The organism is Streptosporangium sp. H13245, assembly GCF_055690525.1.
Window position 1 is genome coordinate 607,741 of record NZ_JBSZKT010000001.1, and the last position, 19,556, is coordinate 627,296.

The window sequence follows — 19,556 nt, forward strand, 5'->3', positions numbered from 1 at the left end:
AGTTCATGATGAGGTCATGGTTCACAGGTGAGGGCGTCTCTGGGCCGACGATCGCGTGATCAGAAGACTCGTACCCATGAACAACGTGGTGCGTCTGAACGCTGTGAGCAAGGTGTACGGCAGGGGTGAGAGCGCGGTGGCCGCCCTCCGCGAGGTGACGACCGGCATTCCGAAGGGCAGTTTCACCGCGGTGATGGGTCCCTCGGGATCGGGCAAGAGCACGTTCCTGCACTGCGCGGCGGGCCTGGACAAGCCGACCTCGGGGTCGGTACGGCTCGGCGACACGGAGCTGTCGACGATGAACGAGACCGAGCTGACCGAACTGCGCCGCGAGCGGATCGGGTTCGTGTTCCAGGCCTTCAACCTGGTGCCGTCGCTGACCGTGACGCAGAACATCACGCTGCCGCTCCGGCTGGCCGGGGTGAGAACGGACGGGGCCTGGCTGAGGGCGCTCGTCGAGCGGGTCGGGCTGGCCGGTCGCGCGGACCACCGGCCCGCGCAGCTGTCCGGCGGGCAGCAACAGCGGGTCGCGATCGCCCGAGCCCTGGTGGCCCGGCCCGAGGTGGTCTTCGGCGACGAGCCGACCGGGGCCCTGGACATGATGACGGCCCGCGACGTGCTGACCCTGCTCCGCGAGGTGGTGGACGGTCTGGGGCAGACCGTGGTGATGGTCACCCACGACCCGATCGCCGCCTCCTACGCCGACACCGTCCTCTTCCTGGCGGACGGCCGCATCGTCGACTCCGTGACCACCCCCACCATCGACATGGTCGCCGAGCGCATGACCCGGCTGGGGGCGTACGCCTGATGATCTCCTTCGCCCTGCACAACCTGCGACACCGCAGGTCCTCCTTCGCCGGAGCCTTCCTGGCGCTGCTCTGCGCCGCCTCGCTCGTCTGCGCCTTCGGCATGCTGCTGGAGACCGGCCTGCGCGGCACCATCGCCGCCGTCCGTTACGCCGGGACCCCGGTGGTCGTCGCCGGTGACCAGAACGTCCAGGAGACGATCCGCAAGTCCGACGACAAGGTCAAGGTCAAGGCGAAGCCCATCTCCGAGCGGGCGTGGGTCGCAGCCGGGCTGGCCGACAGGCTCCGGGCGATTCCCGGCGTGACCTCGGTCGTCACGGAGGTGACCTTCCCCGCGTACGTCACCCGGGTGTCCCCGGGAACGGCCGCGGAACCCGGACCCGGTGATCCCGGAAACCCGTCGGCCGGTGCCTCCGGTACCGCCGATGCCTCCGGCGCCTCCGGCGCCTCCGGGGACGGCACCCGTGCGGCGTCGACCCTCTTCCTGGGGCACGGCTGGGAGTCGGCCGCCCTCACTCCTTTCGTGCTGGCCGAGGGCCGGGCGCCGAAAGCGGGTGACGAGGTCGTCGCCGACGCGGCGGCCGGGCTTCGCGTGGGCTCCCGTGTCACGATCCAGTCCACCACCGCGCCACGCGCCTACCGGGTGGTCGGCGTGACCGCGCAGGCGCTGGAGAACCAGCCCACGCTGTTCTTCTCCACCGCCGAAGCCCGTGACCTGGCCGCTCGTCCCGGCCTGGTCAGCGCGATCGGCGTCTTCCCCGCCGTGGACGTCACCGCCGCGCTCAGGGACGCCTCCGCGCGTCAGGCCGGAGCGGAGGGCACCCCCGCCGCTCAGGCCGGGGCGGAGGGCACCCCCGCCGCGGTGAGAGGCGCCGTCGCCGTGGCCTACACGGGCGCCGACCGCGGCCCGCTGGAGTTCCTCGACGCGGACAGGGCACGGATCAAGCTGATCAGCCTCGGTGGCGCGCTCGGCGGCACCTCGCTGCTGGTCGCGATCATCGTGGTGGTGGGGACCTTCGCGCTCTCCATCCAGCAACGCCTTCGCGAGATCGCGCTTCTCCGGGCCGTCGCCGCCACCCCCGCGCAGATCAGGAAGATGATCGACCACGAGGCCCTGCTGATCGGTCTCCCCGCCGGAGTGGCCGGTGCCGCCCTCGGTGTCGGGCTCGCCTTCTGGCTGCGGACGCGGTTCGTCGCCCTCGGCGCGATGCCGGTCAACCTGGAGCTGGTCGTGAGCCCGTTCCCGATCCTCGTCGCGGTACTGGCCACCGTCGCCGCGGCCTGGGCCGCCGCCCGCGTCTCGGCCCGCCGTACGGCACGCGTCAGGCCGGTCGAGGCGCTCGGCGACGCCGCGCTCGGCCCGGCGGGTCTGCCCGGGGTCCGCCTGCTGGCCGGGCTGGGCTGCGTGGCGGGTGGCATGACCCTCACGATCGTGCTCTCCACGCTCTCGTCCGAGGCCGCGTCCACCCCGGTCACGATGCTGACGGCCCTCATCTGGACGATCGCCGTGGCCCTGCTCGGCCCCGACCTCGCACGGGTCCTCCTCGCCGTACCGGCCCTTCCGCTCCGCGCCTTCCGCGTCGGCGGCTACCTCGCCGCGGCCAACCTCCGCACCGGTACCCGCCGCCTGGCCTCCGTCATCACCCCGCTCACCCTGATGGTGACCATGTCCTGCACGATCCTCTTCGTCCAGGACACGACGGGCCACGGCGCCGCCACCCAGCTGCGCGACGGCACCCGCGCCGCCCACGTGCTCGGGCCGCACGTGCCCGCCGCCGCGGCCGAGGCCGTACGGCGCGTGCCCGGGGTCACCGCGGTCACCGAGGTCCTGCACACCACGGTACGGATCGGCCTCGCCAAGTACGGCGCCCAGGCCGTCACCCCCGCCGGTCTCGAAAAGACCATGGACCTCGGCAGGCGCTCAGGCTCGATCGGCTCCCTGGGCGAGGACACCGTGGCCGTCAGCGAGAAGCTGGGCTTCAAGCTCGGCGACCGGATCGGGCTCACGCTCGGCGACGGCACGCCCGCCACGCTGAAGGTCGTCGCGACCTACGGCAGGAACCTCGGCTTCGGCGACCTCACCCTGGCCCACAGCCTGGTGGCCGCCCACGTCGACAACCCGCTCAGCGACACCGTCCTCGTCGCCGGGGCCTCGCCCGCCGGTCTGGCGAAGGCTTTGCGGGACTTCCCCGGGGTCGCGGTGGCGGACCGGGCGACCGTCGTGGCCGAGCGCGAGCAGGCCGGTGCCGAGATCAACTACGTGGCGATGGGACTGATCATCGCGTTCACGCTCATCGCGGTCGTCAACACCCTCGCCATGGCCACGTCCGACCGCGCGCGCGAGTTCGCCCTGCTCCGCCTCGTCGGTACCACCCGCCGTCAGATCCTGCGAATGCTCCGTCTGGAGACCCTGTCCGTGGTCGCCGTCTCGGTGCTCCTCGGCACGGCCGCCGCCCTGGTCACCCTTTCCGCCTTCAGCGCCGGTATGACCGGCTCCGCCCTGCCCTACGTCCCTCCGCTCACCTACGCCCTGATCGTCACGGGGGCGGTGGTCCTGGCGCTGGCCGCCACCGGCCTCCCCGCCCGCCTCGCCCTCCGCGGCCACCCCGCCGACACCATCGGCGCCCGCGAGTGAGACCCCGGCCACCTCGGGCCCCAGATCCTCTCCGGGGCCCTCGGTGTCCGTCCGGTCACTGGTCGACGATCCCCGTCTCCGTTCCTTCGAGCGGCGGGTCGAACACGCAGATGAGCCGGAGGGGTTCGGTGGCGACGAGGGTGAATTTCGAGCCCGCGGGAGCGACCCACAGCACGCCCGGCACGACCGCGTGCTCCTCGCCGGTCTCCAGGTCGACGACCGTGGCGGCGCCGCCGACGCAGTAGGCGATCTCGGTGCGGTCGGGGTAGCCGTAGGTGCCCTTGACCCCCGGGTTGAGGACGACGTCGGTGAGGCCGACGCCCGCCCCGTCCTCGGCGAGGAGCAACCGGGTGCTGCGGTAGTTCTCGTTGTGGACATCCCTTTTGCTGCCGAGAATGTCGGCGATGTCACGAAATATCATCTTTGCGGCTCCCGGGTTCGGTGGTGTTCGGCGCGAAGCGTCGTGCGGGGTCGTGGATTGGACCCCGTGGAGTGGTCGACCGTCGACGGCGTCGTACGAGACCGCGGACCGATCTCGCGGGGTGGTCGGCCGTCGACGGCGTCGTACGGGACCGCGGAGTGGTCAGCCGTGGCGGGGGTCCCGGAACTCGCAGACGACGCCGTGGTCTTCGAGGAAGCCCAGCCAGCGCCGTACCGCCTCCGGCTCCTCGGCGGCCCTGTGCAGGCCGGCGGGGGTCAGACCGGCGAGGATGTCCCCGATCCCGCAGGCCAGCGCCACGGACACCAGGCGCGGCGTCGCGCTCTCCTTCTCGTCGCCCTCGACGTCGAGCACGTACTCACCCGACCAGGTGGACCCGTCGTCCGCTCGTACGTCGAGCGCGACGGAGAGCAGGACGCGATCGTGGTCCGTCTCCGTGGTCGGGTAGCGGAGAGCGAGCCTTCGCGCCAGGGCGCCGATGCGTTCGTCGTCCCCCTCGCGCAGTTCGGTGAAGACGGGGGCCCACGCGTCGCTCCAGCCGTCCAGGCGGATGGTGCCCCGGACGAAGGTGTTCAGCCGCCAGGAGGCGGGGAGGCCGTACTGCTCGACGAAGGGAACGCTGTCGCGGTTGGGGTACACCTCGAACCGCTCGCCCCCGAGCGCGTGCTCGCGGACGGCCTCCCAGGGGCGGTCCACGACCCGTTCCTCCCCCTCGTCGACGTAGCGGGCCGGTGTCAGCAGCGCGGTCAGCACGCCTCGCGGCGCCCAGCTGAACCGGTAGCGGAACTCGTTCGGCTCGGCGGGATTGCTGCCGCAGTACGAGGTGAACGTGGCCGACGCCCCGCCGTCGCCCGTCGCGGCCCTGGCCTGGGCGACGAGCAGGTGGGCGAGCAGGTGGTCGATGCCGGGGTCGAGGCCCGCCTCGGTCAGCACCACGATGCCGACCTGAGCCGCCTCGGCCGCCAACGAGGAGATCTCGGGGGACACGTAGCTCGAAGCGGCGAAGTGCGCGCCGCGCTCCAGGCAGAGCCGCAGCAGAGCGGCGTGGTGCGCGGCCGGGAGCATCGAGACGACGACGTCACCCGCGATCAGCTCGGCGGCCAGCGCGTCCGGGTCGAACGCCCGGGTCTCCGCGCGGCCACTCTGCCCCAGACGCGCCAGGCAGTCCTCGGCCTTCTGCCGGGTCCGGCCCCACAGGACGGTGTGGGAGGCGAGGTCGCAGACGATTCCGAGGCCGCTGCCGGTCGACAGGCCGGTTCCCACCCAGTGGACGCGGCCGGTGGGGGTGATCAGCTCAGACATCGGTCTCCTTCGTGACGGCCGCGGGCGAGCGTCCGGCGGCGTGGAACGTTTCCAGACAGCGCTGCCAGACGGGTGTCCAGCCGCCCAGCAGCCTCAGGTGGGGCAGCAGGTCCGCGGAGAAGGCGGCGCTCGCCTCTCGCGGCACCAGGGAGGGCAGGTTGTCGATCGCGATGATGTCCACCGGCGGCGGCCCCTCGTGCAGGCGCCGTACGGGACGGTGCCAGTCGGTGGGGCGGTCGTAGACGGGCAGGAGGTTGCGGTCCGAGGTGAAGTCGCAGGTCACGTCACTGATGACGCTCAGCCGCCGGTCGGGCTCTTCGAGGTCGGCGCGCGTCAGGAAGGGCGGCGCCGGTTCGGTCGTGGCCACCGCGTTGATCAGGATGTCGTGGGCGAGGAGGGCCTTCCTGTCCAGGTCGCGGGTCTCCTCGACGTCCCAGCAGGTCGTCTCGACACCGGCCGTGGCCAGTGCGTCCCGCGCCCCGCGCCCGCTCCGGCCGAGCGCTCCGATGACCAGGGCCGTCGGGGTTCCCTCACGGGGCCGCTTTAACGCCGCGTCCAGCGCCTGCCGGGATTCGTGGAACTGCCCCGATGCCATGTCCAGCGCGTACCGGGATTCGTCGGACTGTCCCGATGCCGCGTTCAGCGCGTGCCGGGACTCGTCGGGCCGCCCCAACGCCGTGTCCAGCGCGTATCGGGAATCGCGGGATTGTCTCAATGCCGCGTCCAGTGCGTGCCGGGACAGGGGGCGCAAGGGCGGGTCCAGCAGCTTCGCGTCGTGCAGGACGGCGAGCGTGGCGGCCATGTACCCGGCCCAGTAGCCGAACGCCGCCACGCGGGTCCCGCGGGCGTCCGTCACGTGCTCAAGATCGAGCAGGCTGCCGCCCCCCTCGGCGAACCGGCGCAGCAACCTCCCCGCGCCCTGCTGCCCGCTGTAGGCGTGGCCGAAGAACAGGTGCCGGTGTCTCAGCGGGAACGGCCGCTCCGCCGGTTCCTTCACCCCGATGATGTGGTGGTCGTCCGGCGCGTCCGGCCAGGTGCCCGGCTCGACGATGTGGCAGCCGGCCGCCTCGTAGTCCGACGTCGGGAAGATCCGGCGCGGGGAGTCCTCCACCGTCACCGCGATCCCGTCCGCCGTCAGGATCCGGGCGTCGGCGGGCGCGATCGGCGCCCGCGCCTCGGTCGGATGCTCCTCGTGGCGCATCCACAGGTGGGTGGTGCCCGTCATGACTTCTCCGCCTTCTCACTCGCCACCAGATGAAAGACGCGCATCGGCCCTCACCCTCCGAGCCCGTGCTCGCGGAACAGGGTGTCCAGGGCCAACTTGTCGTGGACCTCACCCTCTTCGAGCCGCTTGATCACCAGCAGGCATGACATGCCGAAGGTGCCGCCCCCGAACGTCCTGGGCCGGGTCGCGTTGACGCAGACGGACCAGGGCGGCGCCTCCCCGCTCGGCAGCCGCTCCCCGGTCTCCGCGTCGTAGACACGGGTGCTCCCGGTCAGCACCACACCGGCGCCCAGCTTCGCCCCGGTACGCACCCTGGCTCCCTCGACGACGAGCGAGCGCGAGCCGACGAAGCTCTCGTCCTCCACGACCACCGGTACGGCCGTGGGCGGTTCGAGCACCCCGCCGATGCCGACCCCGCCGGACAGGTGCACGTTCCGCCCGATCTGGGCGCACGATCCGACGGTGGCCCAGGTGTCGACCATCGTGCCCGCGTCCACGAAACCGCCGATGTTGGTGAACGACGGCATGAGGGTCACGCCCGGCGCGTGGTGGCTGCCCCAGCGCGCGACGGCCCCGGGGACGACCCGCACCCCCGGGCCGAAGCGTTTGAGGGGGATCCGGTCGTGGTATCGGAACGGCCCGGCCGTCGCCTCCACCATGCCGAGGAGGCGGAACGACAGCAGGATCGCCCGCTTCGCCCGCTCGTCCACCAGGACCCGGTCCGTCTCCGGATCGACCCGTGCCACCCTCGCCTCGCCGCGGTCGAGCATGTCGACCGCGGCCACGACCGTGTCGCGGGCGGCGGCGTCGGCCGGGGTGAGGCCGGTCCGCCTGTCCCACAGCTCGTCGACCTCGGCCGGTAACGTACTCGGCGTCATGTGACGCGGTCCTTTCTGTCGCCGGACCGCTCACGCGTCCGGAGGCCGAGCGCGGCGAGCCGGGGCTCGACCAGTTCTGGGTCGTGTACGGCGGCGACGCGGACGTGACCGCCTCCCGAGGGGCCGTACGCGATCCCCGGCGCGATCACGAGCCCGGCGCGTGCCGCCACCTCGTAGGCGAACGCCACGCCGTCACCCCCCGGGGCGGCGAGCCACACGAACGGGCCGCCCCCGGGGTGGTCGCATCGCAGGCCGTGGGCGTTCAACGCCTCGACCAGCCCGGAGAGCCTTCGCGCGGTACGGGCGCGCAGGCCCGCCGCGTGGACGTCGTCGCCGAGCAGTTCCGCCGCCGCCCGCTGGGAGTCCTCGGCGGCGATGAGCCCGGCGTCCCTGCGTAGCGGCAGCAGTTCGGACACCAGCGCCGGATCCCCGGCGTAGAAGCCGACCCGCAGTCCGGGCGCGTTCGACCGCTTGGCCACACCGTGCACGGCCAGCACGCCGTCGAGCCCGGCGGACAGCGCGGTCCGGGGGGCGCCGTCCCAGGTCATCTCGGTGTACACCTCGTCGGAGAGGATCACGACGCCGTGCTCGCGTCCCCATTGGACGATCTCGGCGAGCCGGGGCTCGACGGCTCCGGTCGGGTTGGCGGGACTGTTCACCCACAGGTACAGCGCGCGGGTGGCCAGGTGGTCCGGGACGCGGCCGAGGTCCATCCGCCCGGCCGCGTCGACGGGGACGCGGTGGACGGCCAGTCCCGCCAGCCGCGCGCCGAACTCGTACGGCGGGTACCCGAGCGCAGGGATCAGGGCGACGTCGCGTTCCGGTGACCGGCCGCGTTCCGGCGACCGGTCACGCCTGCCGGACCGCAGCAGCGACGGCAGCGTGGAGATGAACTCCTTCGCTCCCGCGCAGGCCGCCACCGCCGACACGGGCACCGTGACGCCGAAGCGACGTGCCAGGTATCCGGCGGCGGCCGTACGCAGTGACTCGGTGCCCGCGCTCGGCGGGTAGGCCGCCGGTGGCCGGGTCTCGTGGGGGCCCGTGGGAGCGTAGGAGCCTGTGGGAGCGTGAGGATCCGGGTGAGCTTGAGCGCCCGTGGGAGCGTGAAGACCCGCGTGAACGTGGGGGCCTGGGTGGGAGATCGTGGGTGCGGGTTCGGCGGGAACGCCCAGTGAGAGGTCGAGCGGCCGCCATCCCGACGCCGCCGCCAGCTCCCACGCCCGTTCCCTGACCCAGATCCCGCTCCCGGTCTTAGCCCCACTCTCGGTCTCGGCTCCGATCTCGGTCTCGGCTCCGATCTCGGTCTCGGTTCCGGTCATACCGGGGGCCCCGGTCCGGGTGTTGGTTCCGCTCACACCGGATATCCCTGATCGGCGGGGGACTCCAGCAGGCGCGGCGTGAAGTCGAGGGTGGCGAACAGGTCCCGTTCGGTCTCGGCGCGCCGGATCAGCTCGACGGACCCGTCCGCGTGGAGAAGCAGTTCCTGCGGGCGGGACCGGCCGGTGTAGTTGAAACCCATGGCGTGCCCGTGCGCGCCCGTGTCGTGGACGACGAGGACGTCCCCCTCCGCGAGGACGGGCAGATCCCTCTCCCTGCCGAGCCGGTCGTTGTTCTCGGGCAGCGAGCCGACGACGTCGACGACCTCGCGCGGGCGGCCCTCGGCGAACGGTGCCGTGATGTGGTGGTAGGCCCACGAGTACAGCGAGGGCCTCATCAGGGAGACCATGCTCGCGTCCACCCCGACGAAGGTCCGCCACTTGTCCATCCGGTTGACCACGCGCGTGACCAGCGCGCCGTGCGGCCCGGTGATGTACCGCCCGCACTCGAACCGGATCGCCGGTCGGCCGTGGCCGTGCGGCGAACTCCAGCCGGTCAGGCGTTCAGCGACGGCCGCGCCGAACGCGGTCAGGTCGAAGGGCTCCTCCTCCGGGCGGTAGGGAATGCCGATGCCCCCGCCGAGATTGATCGACGTCACCGGGAGGCCCACCTCGTGCTCGATCTCGCGGGCCCGCGCCAGCAGCAGGTCCAGGGTGAGCAGGAGCGGTTCCGGCCGGAGCACGTTGGAGGTCGTCATCATGTGCAGGCCGATCTCGCGGACGCCCAGGTCGCGGGCCTGGGCACACACCTTCACCAGGCGGTCGACGGGCACCCCGAACTTGGTCGTCTCCGGCTCGCCGAACAGGTGGTTGCCCTCCCCCTCCAGTGACCGTCCCGGGTTCACCCGGAAGGCCAGCGCCTCCGGGACGGCGAGCCGGTCGGCCAGTGTGGCCAGGACCGCCTCGTCGTCCACGGTGATCATCGCGCCGGCGTCCAGGGCGGCGGCCAGCTCGGCCGCGCTGGTGTTGGAGGAGGTGAAGCACATGTCGTCACCGGTCGCTCCGGCCGTACGGGCCAGGGCCAGCTCGGAGATCGAGCTGGTGTCGAAGCCGAAGCCGTGCCCGGCCAGCAGGCGCATCACCGCGGGGTTGGGAAGTGCCTTGACCGCGAAGTACTCCCGGCAGTCGATCTCCCGGAAGGCCTGTTCGAACAGCTCGCAGGTCCGGTGGAGACCCTCGGCGTCGTAGATGTGGAACGGCGTGCCGAAGGTTTCGATGATCCGGGGCAGCGCGGCCTTGAGGCGATTCTCAAAGGCGGGGCTCATGGGCATGGGGACTCCCTGTTGAATCGAGTTCCACGGTCACGGGTACACATGCGCGACGATGATCGACCGGATCCGGTCCCCGGACCTCGGGCGCTTGTAATGGATCTCCTCCACCGCCACGTCGTCGTAGCCGGCCGCGACCGCCTCGTCGCGCATGTACTCCGCCGACAGCCAGTGGAATCCGGCGATGCCGGGGGCCGGTTGCGCGGGCGCCCCGTTGTTCGTGGCGTCGTTGGAGGCGACGAACGTCGCGACACCCGCGTCACCGGCGGGTACGAGCCAGGCGCGAATCCGTTCCAGGGCCGGTCGCAGGCCTTTTCCCGGTTCGTAGAGGTGCCCGAGCACGCCGTCCATGTAGATCACCGACCAGGGGTCGTCGGGGGACCACTGGCTGATGTCCGCGCACACCGCGTCCACGCCCTTGGCCTTCGCGAGGACGACCGCCTCCTCCATCGCGTCGACCCCGAGCACCCGGTGCCCCCTTCGCGCGATCTCGGACTCGACCGCCGCGTTGCCGCAGCCCAGGCTGAGCAGGCCGCCGCCCTCACCGCGCCCGAGTTCGGCTATCAACTTCTCTGTCATCCAGGACCGGTACTCCGTCGAGTAGGTGGACGGGGTCACCGAGTCGTCGCGGGCGCCGCCTTCCTCCCAGATCTGGAAAAGGCTCGGTTGTCCTTCGGCAGGGGGGAGATACACCTTGTTGAGGTTCTCCAGCTGACGGTTCATGGCTTGTGTCCCTGTTCGCTGGTGTCGTGGCACTGGTACATCGGCTCGGCAGGACGCGCGGTCGCGCGCCGGTACGGAGCCGAATTCGCTGTGACAGGCGGTTGTTACAGGCGATTGGTACGGGTGGTCGTCACGGGTGGTCGCGGGGAGCCTGGCATCGTCACACCGCGCCGGTCGCGGGGCCGGTGCCGGGCGGGTGCGGGGAGCCGGGCGCGGTCGCGGAGGTGGGGCCTGGTCGGTGCGGAGAGCCGGTCGCGGTCGCGGAGGTGGCGGGGCCGGGTGGGTACGGGGAGGCGGTCGCGGTCGCGGAGGTGGCGGGGCCGGGTGGGTACGGGGAGGCGGTCGCGGTCGCGGAGGTGGCGGGGCCGGGTGGGTACGGGGAGCCGGGCGCGGAGGTGGCGACGGCCAGCCGGTCCAGCTTGCCGCTCGGGGTTCTGGGGAACGAGGAGACCACCTCGATCCGCGACGGCACCATGTGGGCGGGTACCTTGTCGCGGAGCGCGGTGAGCACCTCGGCGCGGTCGAACGGCAGCGACGTGGCCACCACGAACGCCCGCAGGCTCTGGTCCTCCGCGTCCTCTCCCACCACCGCGACCACCGCCTCGGCGACGGAGGGCATCGAGTTGAGCAGGGTCTCGATCTCCCCCAGCTCGACCCGGAAGCCGCGCAGCTTGACCTGGCTGTCCCTCCGGCCGAGGAACTCAAGCTCCCCGTCCTCGCCCATCCGTCCGAGATCTCCGGTGCGGTAGGCGCGAACGGCCGGGTCCAAGGGGTCGGGCACGTAGCTCCGCGCGGTGCGGTCCGGCAGGTTCACGAACCCCGGTCCGACGCATTCACCGGCGATCCACAGCTCTCCGGTCCGTCCCGGGGGCAGCGGCCTGCCGTCCTCGTCGCACACGTGGACTCGCGTACCGCGGATCGGCGTCCCGATCGACGGGAGCGGCGGCCACGCCGCCACGTCCTCGGGCAGCCATCGGCAGGTCGCGACGTGTGTCTCCGTCGTTCCCCACTGGTTGGCCAGGCGGCAGCCGGGCAGCCTGGCGAACATGGCGCGGAGCCTGCTGCCGCACTGCATCTGCTCGCCCGTCGAGTAGATCTCGCGGAGCGGGTGGACGTCCGGAGTGACGTCGTCCGCGAAGAGCGCGAGCGACTGGAGCATGGCGAACGGCACGAACAGCCGGTTGACCCGCTCGCGGGCGAGCAGCTCCCACAGGAACTGCGGGTCGAGCCGCTCGTCCTCGGTGCAGCACACGACGGTGCCGCCCTCCCAGAGCGTGGTGAGAACCTCCTGGTAGATGACGTCGAAGGCCGCCGGGGAGAACTGCAGCGTCCGGTCCCCCTCGGCGCAGCCGCTCGCGGCCGTCTGCCAGGCGATGAGGTTGGCCAGGTTCCGGTGCTCGAACAGGACACCCTTGGGCCGTCCGGTGGAGCCGGAGGTGTACATGATGTAGGCGAGATCCTCACCGGAGACGCGCGGGAACGGGGCGTCCGGCTCGGCGGTTCGCGACGGGTGGTGTCCCGTGTCGTCGTCCTCCACCAGCGGAACGTTCGGCCCGGCGGTTCGCGGTGGGCTATCCCCCGCGTCGTCGTCCTCCGCCTGCCGGGTGGCGTAGACCAGCGGGCCGTCCGCGACGAGTGGCCGGAGGCCGCCCAGGCGTTCGAGGTGGCCCTCGTGCCCGATCACCAGGTCGGCACCGGCGTCCGCGCACATGTACCGCAGCCGGTCCACCGGGTAGGCCGGGTCGAGGGGGACGGCGACGCCACCGGACCGCATGACGCCGACGAGGGTCACCACGAGTTCGATCGACCGGTCGAGGTGGAGCCCGACCCTGGTGCCGACGCCGACCCCGAAGCCCGCGAGCCGACGGGCCACGAGCTCCGAACGGTTCCAGAGCTCGCGGTACGTCACGGAGCTCCCGTGGAAGGTGACCGCCTCGGCGTCCGGGGCGAGGCGGACCCGGTCCGCGACGGCCCGCAGCACGGGTGGCAGCCGGTCCGTCCCGGCCTCCCGCTCAAGGTCGTTCATCGTTTCTCCCTGCCTTCCTCGCCACCGGAATCGCCATCGGAGTCGCCGCCGGAATCGCGGACGGAGTCGCCGCCGTGGTCACGGACGGGGTCACGGACGGGGTCACGGACGGGGTCACGGACGGAATCGCCACCGGAATCGCCATCGAAATCGCGGGCGGCCCGGTCGGTGTGGTCGGTGCGGTGCTCATTTGTGCCAGCCCGCGTCCGAGATCGGGCGCAGCGTGATGCGGGCGGGTCTCTCCGCCCGCAGCAGCAGGCGCCCGAGGGTCCGTTCGATCTCGACGGCCTGCGCCTGGTCCGGGTGGTCCACGTAGACGTCGAGGTCGTACCGGCGCTCGTCGTCGCTCTGGTACACCCGGGTGGTGGCCCGCAGCACGCCCGGGATCGACGTGGCGATCTCCCTGACGGAGGGCAGCCACACCTTCTCGTCGTTGACGACCACCGAGTCGGACAACCGTCCCCTGTAGTAGTGGTAGCCGTCGTCGTCGATCTCGAAGAGGTCGCCGGTGGCGATCGTCCCGGGTGCCACCAGCGGGTCGGCGCGATCGTCGGGCACCCGGCGGCGCAGTACCGTACCGGACTCCACCAGCAGTTCCCGGGAGCCGTCGCCGAGGGCGGACGGGCGCAGGCTGGTGCGGACGCCGGGCAGCGGCAGCCCCACCGAGGCGTACCTGCTGGGCGGTTCCAGGTGGGCCGCCAGGGTGGAGACCCGGGGACCCGCCTCGGTGAGGCCGTACGTCAGGTACAGCTCCAGCTCCGGATGCCCGACGAGCAGCCGTTCGACGTACCGGGGGTGGAGGTGGTCGCCGCCGACGGTGAGGACCCGCAGGGGGTGTGACCAGGCGGTGTCGCCCGCCGCCAGCCGGGCGACCAGCGCCGGTGTCAGCGACGAGAACGTGACGCGCCGCTCGCGTAGCGTCCCCGCGTACGCGGAGGGTGTGAACGGCGGCCCGCAGACGACGAGGCGCGAGCCCGTGACCAGCGACGCGAGCGCCTGGGCGACAAGACCGTAGGAGTAGTGGAGCGGGAGGTTGAGCAGCACCGTGTCGGTGTCCCGCTGGCCGACCGCGTGCGCGTGCATGGCGGCGTTGCGCAGCAGGGAGCCGACGTCGTGCAGGCAGCCGCTGAAGATGCCCGACGTGCCGGACGTCATCAGGATCACCTCACCGGCGGCGTAGTGCCGCCGCTCCGGCCAGGGAAAGAACACGATCTCGGCGTCCCCGACCGGGTGCTTGGCCGGAGCGCCGTACCGTTCGGCGTTCACCATGGGTGCGATCAGGGCGTCGGCGCCGAACCGGCGTCCGATCGCACCGATGCGCGCCGCGCTCGCCGAGGGGGGTACGAGGACCGGCACCCCTCCGGCGAGCAGCACCGCGAAGAAGAAGAGCAGCAGCGGCCTTCCGTTGGGCATCGCGATCACGACCGCCGCGCCGGGCTTCACCCCGAGGCCCGCCAGCTCGTCGGCGACGGCGGCCAGTGACACGCGGGAGCCCGGCCGGTCGACGTCGGTCACGTTCGCCAGGAAGGCGTCGATCACGTCCTGGCCGGGGACGCCGTCCGCGCTCGCAGTGCTCACCGTGCTCACCGGCCCGGCACCGGGAGGGCGCGGCGAAGGTCCGGTCCGGGCCCGAGCACTGTGCTGCGCACCCGGTGGCCGCCGTCCTCCTCCGCGTGGTGGACGCTCACCACGACGTACTCGGCCGCTCCGGAGCGCAACCACGAGCGGGCCAGGGTACGGGCCACGGGGACCCCTTCCCCGGGGCGGGTCGCCAGTGTCAGCGAGGGCCCCTTGAACCCCCGCACGATGCAGGCGAGACTTCCCGCGCCGCCGGGGCTGGCTCCGGCGAACCGCAGCGGGGACACCCTGCCGCTCCGTACGGACTTCGCGACCGCCTCCATCGTCTGGAGCGTGCACAGCGCGCTGACCAGGATGACGGCGACCTCGTCCCGTACCGCGTCCAGCGCGTCCGCGCAGGTGGACAGGGCGTCGTCGACCGCGTCGACCACGAGCCAGGAGAGAGGGTCGGCGTAGAGGGAGGGGATCCTGCTGCGTACCGGGGCCAGTTCCGCGCGGGCGGCCTCGCCCCGCGCCACCACGACGACCCCCTCGCCCGCGATCTCTCCGGAAGCCCCGGACCGCTCGGACCGCTCGGACTGCTCGGACCGCTCGGACCGCTCGGACCGCTCGGGCTGCTCGGGCTGCTCGGGCTGCTCGGGCTGCTCGGGCTGTTTGGGCTGTTTGGGCTGCTCGGCGGCCATGCCGGTCACCTCGCTCCCTCGAACGCCAGACAGGTGTTGAACCCGCCGAACCCGAGCGTCACGCTCAGCCCGACCCTGCCGATCCGGCCGGTCTGCCTGCTCGGCCCGGTCTGGTCGGTCTTGTTGCTCTGGTTGATCCGGCCGTCGAACGCGGCCGGGCCGCCCATCGGCAGGGGGAGCGGGAAGCCGGGCATGACGGCCGTCAGGCCGTGAACCGGTGGCACCACCCCGTCCCGCAGCGCCAGCAGGACCGCGACCGCCTCCAGGGCGCCGGTGGCGCCGAGCGTGTGGCCGAACGCGCCCTTGGTCGCGAAGACCGTGGGGGAGGTCGCGGGGAACACGCGTTCGTAGCTGCGGCACTCCACCAGGTCGTTGACCGGAGTGCCCGACCCGTGCGCGTTCACCACGGCCACGTCCTCCGCGTGACGACCGGCCGCCAGCAGCGCCCTGCCCACCGCGCGTACGACGCTGTCACCGGACAGGTCGGGGGCGGCGGTGTTCACCGCGTCGTTCGCCGAACCGGCGCCCAGCAGGTACCCGTGGGGCCGCGCGCCGCGCGCCGTCGCCGAGCGGGCGGACTCCAGCACGAGGAAGGCGGCCCCCTCGCCGAGGATCGTCCCGTCGTGGGCCTCGTCGAACGCGCGCAGCGAGGTCGGTGACATGGTGCCCAGCGCCGAGTGGCCCAGTCTCTTGGCCTGGGTGAGGATGTCCGCCGCGCCGCAGACGCAGATCTCCGCGTCGCCGTTCCTGATCAGCTCGGCACCGACCAGGAGGCTGTCCGAACCCGAGGAGCACGCGGTGGTGAGCGACACCGGAGCCTGCGGCATGTTCAGCTCACCGGCCACCTCCGCGCACCAGTCGTCCAGGGCGGCCACATCCGTGCCGTCCAGATGGGGGCCGTAACTGGTTCCGAAGACCGCCCGCAGGCGCGGATCGGTGACGTCCAGTCCCGCGTCCGCCACCGCCTCCACCAGCGTGTCGCGGCTCAGGATGTGCTGCCGCTCGCCCGGGTCCTTGTCCAGCGAGAGATGCGGAAGGACGGCGGCGCTCTCGTTGCGCAGAGGGTGCACCGAGGGTACGGCCCGGATGCCGCTCGCGCCGTCCAGCAGGGAGCGCCACACGTCGTCGAGGCCGGTGCCGAGGGGAGTGGACCACGCCATTCCCGTGACCCAGACCTCCGGCGCGCCCGTGGTGTCCGGGCCGCTCACCACAACATCCGCCCCATGTCGGCGACCTTGACACGCACGAGCGTGCCCTTGAACGCGGCCACGGTACGGTCCCCGACCACCGCGCGCCCGGAGAAGAAGAAGGTGGAGTCCTGGATCAGCTCGCTCTTCACCGTGAAGACCACCTGGTCTCCGGGGACCACGATGCGCGTGAACCTCGACTTCATGGAGCCGATGAGCGTCAGCTCGTCGTCCGCGACGGGAGACGTGCTGAGCTGGTAGAGGATGATCCCCGACTGCGCGAAGGCCTGGGTGAGGTGGCTCGCCGGGAAGATCGCGCGTTCCGGGAAGTGCCCGGCGATGACGTCCATCGTGCCGGAGACGAGAAGGGTGCTGGTGAGGTGCGCGCCCGGTTCGTAGTCCAGCACGCGGTCGATGTAGATCATGGGGTGCCGGTGGCGGAGCCACTGCTTGATCTCGGTGAATCCGAGGGTTCTGTCGCCCGCGTCCACCGGGGTCGTGCCGTCCGAGGGCGTGGTGCCCGTGGTCGCGGTGGTCAGGGTGGTGCCGTCCGTGGTTACGCCGTCCGTGGTCGCGGTGGTCGCGGTGGTCGCGGTGACCGGGGGCGTGGTGGCGGTCTCAGATGTCTGCATCGTGGCGGCACTCCTTCAGCGATTTCCTGAGTTGTTCGGGAAGCGCGCACGCGGCACCCTTCGTCCTGTCGACCACGCCGAAGACGAAGACGCCGGTGGACAGCCGCCGCGACTCCCCCTCGGACTCGGGTTCGGACTCGGGCCGCGTGCGAAGTACCGTGCCGGAGAGCCGGAAGCTCGCGGCCCCGACGTGCAGGACGGAGATCTCCAGGTCCAGCTGGTCGAGGAAGCGGGCGGACGCGTGGTAGCGCATGCTCAGTTCCGCCACGACGAGGTCGAGACCGTCGCGGGCGAGGGCGTCGACCCCGACGCCGAGGCGGTCCAGGTTCTCCAGGGCCGCGGTTTCGAGCAGGGACGGATAGCGCGCGAAGTGCATCACGCCGGACGCGTCGATGTCGACGTGCTCGACCCGGTGCCGTACGGGGACCAGCGTGGGACGGCCGGTCGGCGCGGCGGTGGTCACAGCGCCTCCTTGCGGAACGCCCGCGAGCCGTCGACGAGGCGCTCCACGATCGACTCCACCTCGGCGGCGGTGACGACGAGCGGCGGGGCGACCCGCATCGTGGGGAAGACGTAGCGCAGGCCGTGCGAACGCCGTCCGGCACCCGCCATGAACTCCACGTACACACCGCTGCGGATCATGCGTTCCCTGAACGCGCCGAGGTGCGCGGCCGCGGCCTCGGTGAGCTCCACGCCGTGCATGACACCCACCCCCCTGGCCTCCCGGTAGAGGGTGGGAAACTGGTCCACCAGATCGCGCCGCAGCAGCGTCCCCAGGTGGTCTCCCAGCGTCCGCGACCGTTCGAGCAGACCTTCGGCGTGGACGTGTTCGATGCCCGCCCCCATCACCGCGCAGGTGATCGGGCGCAGGTCCGAGGTGGCGACGGTGCCGGTCTCCCGTACGATCAGGCTCCGGCGGGCGACGACCATGGAGGTGGACAGCACCCCCATGCCGAGGCTCTTGCCCAGCACGGTGACGTCGGTGGGAATCGGGCCCTCCGCGTCCGTCATCCCGAAGAACTCGCCGGTCTTGGCGAAGGTGAGAACCTCGTCCGCGACGAGCAGCGCGCCGCTCTCCCGGCACAGGCGTGCCACCTCGCGCAGGTAGCCGGGGGGCGGGGTCAGGATCCCGGCGTCTCCCTGGACGGGTTCGATCACCACGGCGAGCACCCGGTGCCCGTTGCGGGCGAAGTACTCCCTGGCCGTCTCGATCTCGCCGAACGGGATGTGCTCGGCCGTGAAGCCGAACGGCTCCGCCGCCACGGCGGGCAGGCCGATCCGGTAGTGCCGCCTGTTCAGCAGCGGGAGCAGCCCGCCGGTCCAGCCGTGCCAGGCCCCCTCGAAGGCGAGGACGACGTCGCGTCCCTCCTTGCCCGCCGCGGCGCGCAGGTTGCGGCGGTCGAAGCGGGACTCCAGCGCCAGGCGCAGCGCCAGTTCCATTCCCTCGGAACCGGAGTTGCGGCCGGTGACGTGGTAGTCGGCGGCCGGGAACCGTCCGGCCCACAGTCCGCCGGGGCCGAACAGGCGCTCCAGCAGCCGGGCCCGTTCCAGTGACGCGATCTCGTCGGTCACGTAGCCGCTTTCCTCGACGGCGCGCGTCAAGGCCGGGACGACCACCGGCGACCCCGCGCCGAGGCATGCGGACGCGTAGCCCCCGCTGGCGTCCAGCACGTCCAGCGACCGCCCCGCCCCCGGGCCGTCGAGCTCGACGAACCGCTGGACGATTCCCTTCGCCCCCACGCAGCCGAACGGCAGCTTCGTGCCGTAGTGGTTCATGTGCATCGTCCGGTCGAACCAGGCGTCGCCGGGCCCGTACGGGGCGACACCGGTGCCGTTCTCATCCGGCATCGGGGTGCTCACCCCCCGGCGTACGGTCCGCGACCGCGTCAACCGCGTCACGACCGCCGGACGCGGCCGGTCCGGCGGCCTGCAGCCTGCGGACCAGCTCGGAGATCGAGCGGATGCTGGCGAAGTTCTCCGGGCTGAACTCCTTCTCCGAGATGCGGACGCCGAACCTGTCCTCGCACTGGACACGCAGTTCGACGAAGCCCAGCGAGTCGAGCCCGACGATGCCCCGCAGGCCGTCGTCGAGCCCTATCTCCGGCACCTCGACGAACAGGTCCGTCACCAGAATCGACCTGACCGTCTGCTCAATCTCAGTTGTCTCCTGGATTCCGGGCATGGGAGAACGCTCCTTCACTGGTACAGGGGCTAAACACCGAATGGCGAGGCTGAGATGGGCAGCCTTAAAGGGTGCGAGAAAGGGAAGGTGATCGCGGGACAACGTGTCGTCTTCGGCACGGTTCCGCCTATGGAACGAGGGCGGCCGGCTGGTCGACCGGATAAGTTGTGGCTTCGCCCGAACGGACAATACATACCGGTCCGGCCGGTGGCAATACGCCGGGATCGCCGCCCCAGGTGGCTTTTGCGGTCCTAACTGAAACATTGACCGAGAGTAATGTACACGGCACCTCACCCGCGAAATGGCCACCGCCGTGTTCCCGTCAACACCTTTACCGGTAACCCTTCGTTAACCTGACCAACTCAGCATTGGGGCGACCGAGGACAAGGCGAGAAGATGTGAAGGGTGCCCGTACCCTGCATGAACATCCACATCCCCTCCTTGACTACCGCCCGCAACTCACCGATGGTCAATAACGTCACTCATTAACCACCGTGCGGAAACTCCGCACGGCGAGGGACGTGTCGGAGGATTCCGTACGACACCAACCCGTAAAGTCAGTGTCACGCCGGACAGGCGCCGGAACGAACCGGTGCTCCTTACTCCTCATCGGTTC

General features: G+C 71.7%; 17 protein-coding genes. 2 read left to right on the forward strand and 15 right to left on the reverse strand.

Annotated features, from left to right (window positions below; all coding sequences use genetic code 11):
* Positions 1 to 76 precede the first annotated feature (76 nt).
* Both ACW9TB_RS02955 and ACW9TB_RS02960 read left to right on the forward strand, forming a co-directional pair.
* Entirely contained in the window at positions 77 to 808 is a 732-nt protein-coding gene (locus tag ACW9TB_RS02955; RefSeq protein WP_472746332.1) for an ABC transporter ATP-binding protein, read from the forward strand.
* Positions 808 to 3,441 (forward strand): ABC transporter permease, encoded by a 2,634-nt coding sequence (locus ACW9TB_RS02960; RefSeq protein WP_472746333.1) that lies wholly within the window; start codon positions 808 to 810, stop codon positions 3,439 to 3,441. Before ACW9TB_RS02955 ends, ACW9TB_RS02960 begins: the two co-directional genes overlap by 1 nt.
* A gap of 55 nt (positions 3,442 to 3,496) precedes the next feature.
* On the opposite strand, the gene ACW9TB_RS02965 is transcribed toward ACW9TB_RS02960, so the two are convergent.
* The 15 genes from ACW9TB_RS02965 to ACW9TB_RS03035 all read right to left on the reverse strand — a co-directional run bounded on the left by ACW9TB_RS02965 (position 3,497) and on the right by ACW9TB_RS03035 (position 18,940).
* A complete protein-coding gene (locus ACW9TB_RS02965) occupies positions 3,497 to 3,862 on the reverse strand; it encodes an ectoine synthase (RefSeq protein WP_472746334.1) in 366 nt (121 codons plus the stop codon).
* A 162-nt stretch (positions 3,863 to 4,024) separates the two neighbouring features.
* Positions 4,025 to 5,182 carry a saccharopine dehydrogenase family protein gene (locus ACW9TB_RS02970; protein ID WP_472746335.1) on the reverse strand — a complete coding sequence of 386 codons (1,158 nt, stop codon included), beginning with the start codon at positions 5,180 to 5,182 and terminating at the stop codon, positions 4,025 to 4,027.
* Positions 5,175 to 6,407, reverse strand: coding sequence for a saccharopine dehydrogenase (locus ACW9TB_RS02975; RefSeq protein WP_472746336.1), 1,233 nt, complete (start codon positions 6,405 to 6,407; stop codon positions 5,175 to 5,177). Before ACW9TB_RS02975 ends, ACW9TB_RS02970 begins: the two co-directional genes overlap by 8 nt.
* A 50-nt stretch (positions 6,408 to 6,457) precedes the next feature.
* The gene (locus ACW9TB_RS02980; RefSeq protein WP_472746337.1) at positions 6,458 to 7,285 is read right to left on the reverse strand and encodes a 2,3,4,5-tetrahydropyridine-2,6-dicarboxylate N-succinyltransferase; all 828 of its coding nucleotides are present in this window, start codon (positions 7,283 to 7,285) and stop codon (positions 6,458 to 6,460) included.
* A complete protein-coding gene (locus ACW9TB_RS02985; RefSeq protein ID WP_472746338.1) occupies positions 7,282 to 8,640 on the reverse strand; it encodes a pyridoxal phosphate-dependent aminotransferase in 1,359 nt (452 codons plus the stop codon). Before ACW9TB_RS02985 ends, ACW9TB_RS02980 begins: the two co-directional genes overlap by 4 nt.
* Positions 8,637 to 9,926, reverse strand: a complete 1,290-nt coding sequence (locus tag ACW9TB_RS02990; RefSeq protein WP_472746339.1) for a diaminopimelate decarboxylase family protein — start codon at positions 9,924 to 9,926, stop codon at positions 8,637 to 8,639. Before ACW9TB_RS02990 ends, ACW9TB_RS02985 begins: the two co-directional genes overlap by 4 nt.
* A gap of 36 nt (positions 9,927 to 9,962) precedes the next feature.
* Positions 9,963 to 10,652, reverse strand: a complete 690-nt coding sequence (locus ACW9TB_RS02995; RefSeq protein ID WP_472746340.1) for a class I SAM-dependent methyltransferase — start codon at positions 10,650 to 10,652, stop codon at positions 9,963 to 9,965.
* A 160-nt stretch (positions 10,653 to 10,812) separates the two neighbouring features.
* Positions 10,813 to 12,678, reverse strand: coding sequence for an amino acid adenylation domain-containing protein (locus tag ACW9TB_RS03000; protein ID WP_472746341.1), 1,866 nt, complete (start codon positions 12,676 to 12,678; stop codon positions 10,813 to 10,815).
* 186 nt (positions 12,679 to 12,864) lie between these two features.
* Positions 12,865 to 14,256, reverse strand: a complete 1,392-nt coding sequence (locus tag ACW9TB_RS03005; RefSeq protein ID WP_472746342.1) for a class I adenylate-forming enzyme family protein — start codon at positions 14,254 to 14,256, stop codon at positions 12,865 to 12,867.
* Positions 14,257 to 14,261: 5 nt separating this feature from the next.
* Positions 14,262 to 14,948, reverse strand: a complete 687-nt coding sequence (locus ACW9TB_RS03010) for a hypothetical protein (protein WP_472746343.1) — start codon at positions 14,946 to 14,948, stop codon at positions 14,262 to 14,264.
* Positions 14,945 to 16,147: a beta-ketoacyl-[acyl-carrier-protein] synthase family protein gene (locus ACW9TB_RS03015; protein ID WP_472746344.1), complete on the reverse strand. Its 1,203-nt coding sequence runs from the start codon at positions 16,145 to 16,147 to the stop codon at positions 14,945 to 14,947. Before ACW9TB_RS03015 ends, ACW9TB_RS03010 begins: the two co-directional genes overlap by 4 nt.
* Complete coding sequence (locus tag ACW9TB_RS03020) at positions 16,144 to 16,758, reverse strand: 3-hydroxyacyl-ACP dehydratase FabZ family protein (RefSeq protein WP_472746345.1); 615 nt, start codon at positions 16,756 to 16,758, stop codon at positions 16,144 to 16,146. Before ACW9TB_RS03020 ends, ACW9TB_RS03015 begins: the two co-directional genes overlap by 4 nt.
* Entirely contained in the window at positions 16,745 to 17,221 is a 477-nt protein-coding gene (locus ACW9TB_RS03025) for an acyl-CoA thioesterase (RefSeq protein ID WP_472746346.1), read from the reverse strand. Before ACW9TB_RS03025 ends, ACW9TB_RS03020 begins: the two co-directional genes overlap by 14 nt.
* Positions 17,218 to 18,606, reverse strand: a complete 1,389-nt coding sequence (locus ACW9TB_RS03030; RefSeq protein ID WP_472746347.1) for an aminotransferase class III-fold pyridoxal phosphate-dependent enzyme — start codon at positions 18,604 to 18,606, stop codon at positions 17,218 to 17,220. Before ACW9TB_RS03030 ends, ACW9TB_RS03025 begins: the two co-directional genes overlap by 4 nt.
* On the reverse strand, positions 18,596 to 18,940 hold the full coding sequence (locus ACW9TB_RS03035) for an acyl carrier protein (RefSeq protein ID WP_472746348.1): 345 nt from the start codon (positions 18,938 to 18,940) through the stop codon (positions 18,596 to 18,598). Before ACW9TB_RS03035 ends, ACW9TB_RS03030 begins: the two co-directional genes overlap by 11 nt.
* Positions 18,941 to 19,556 lie beyond the last annotated feature (616 nt).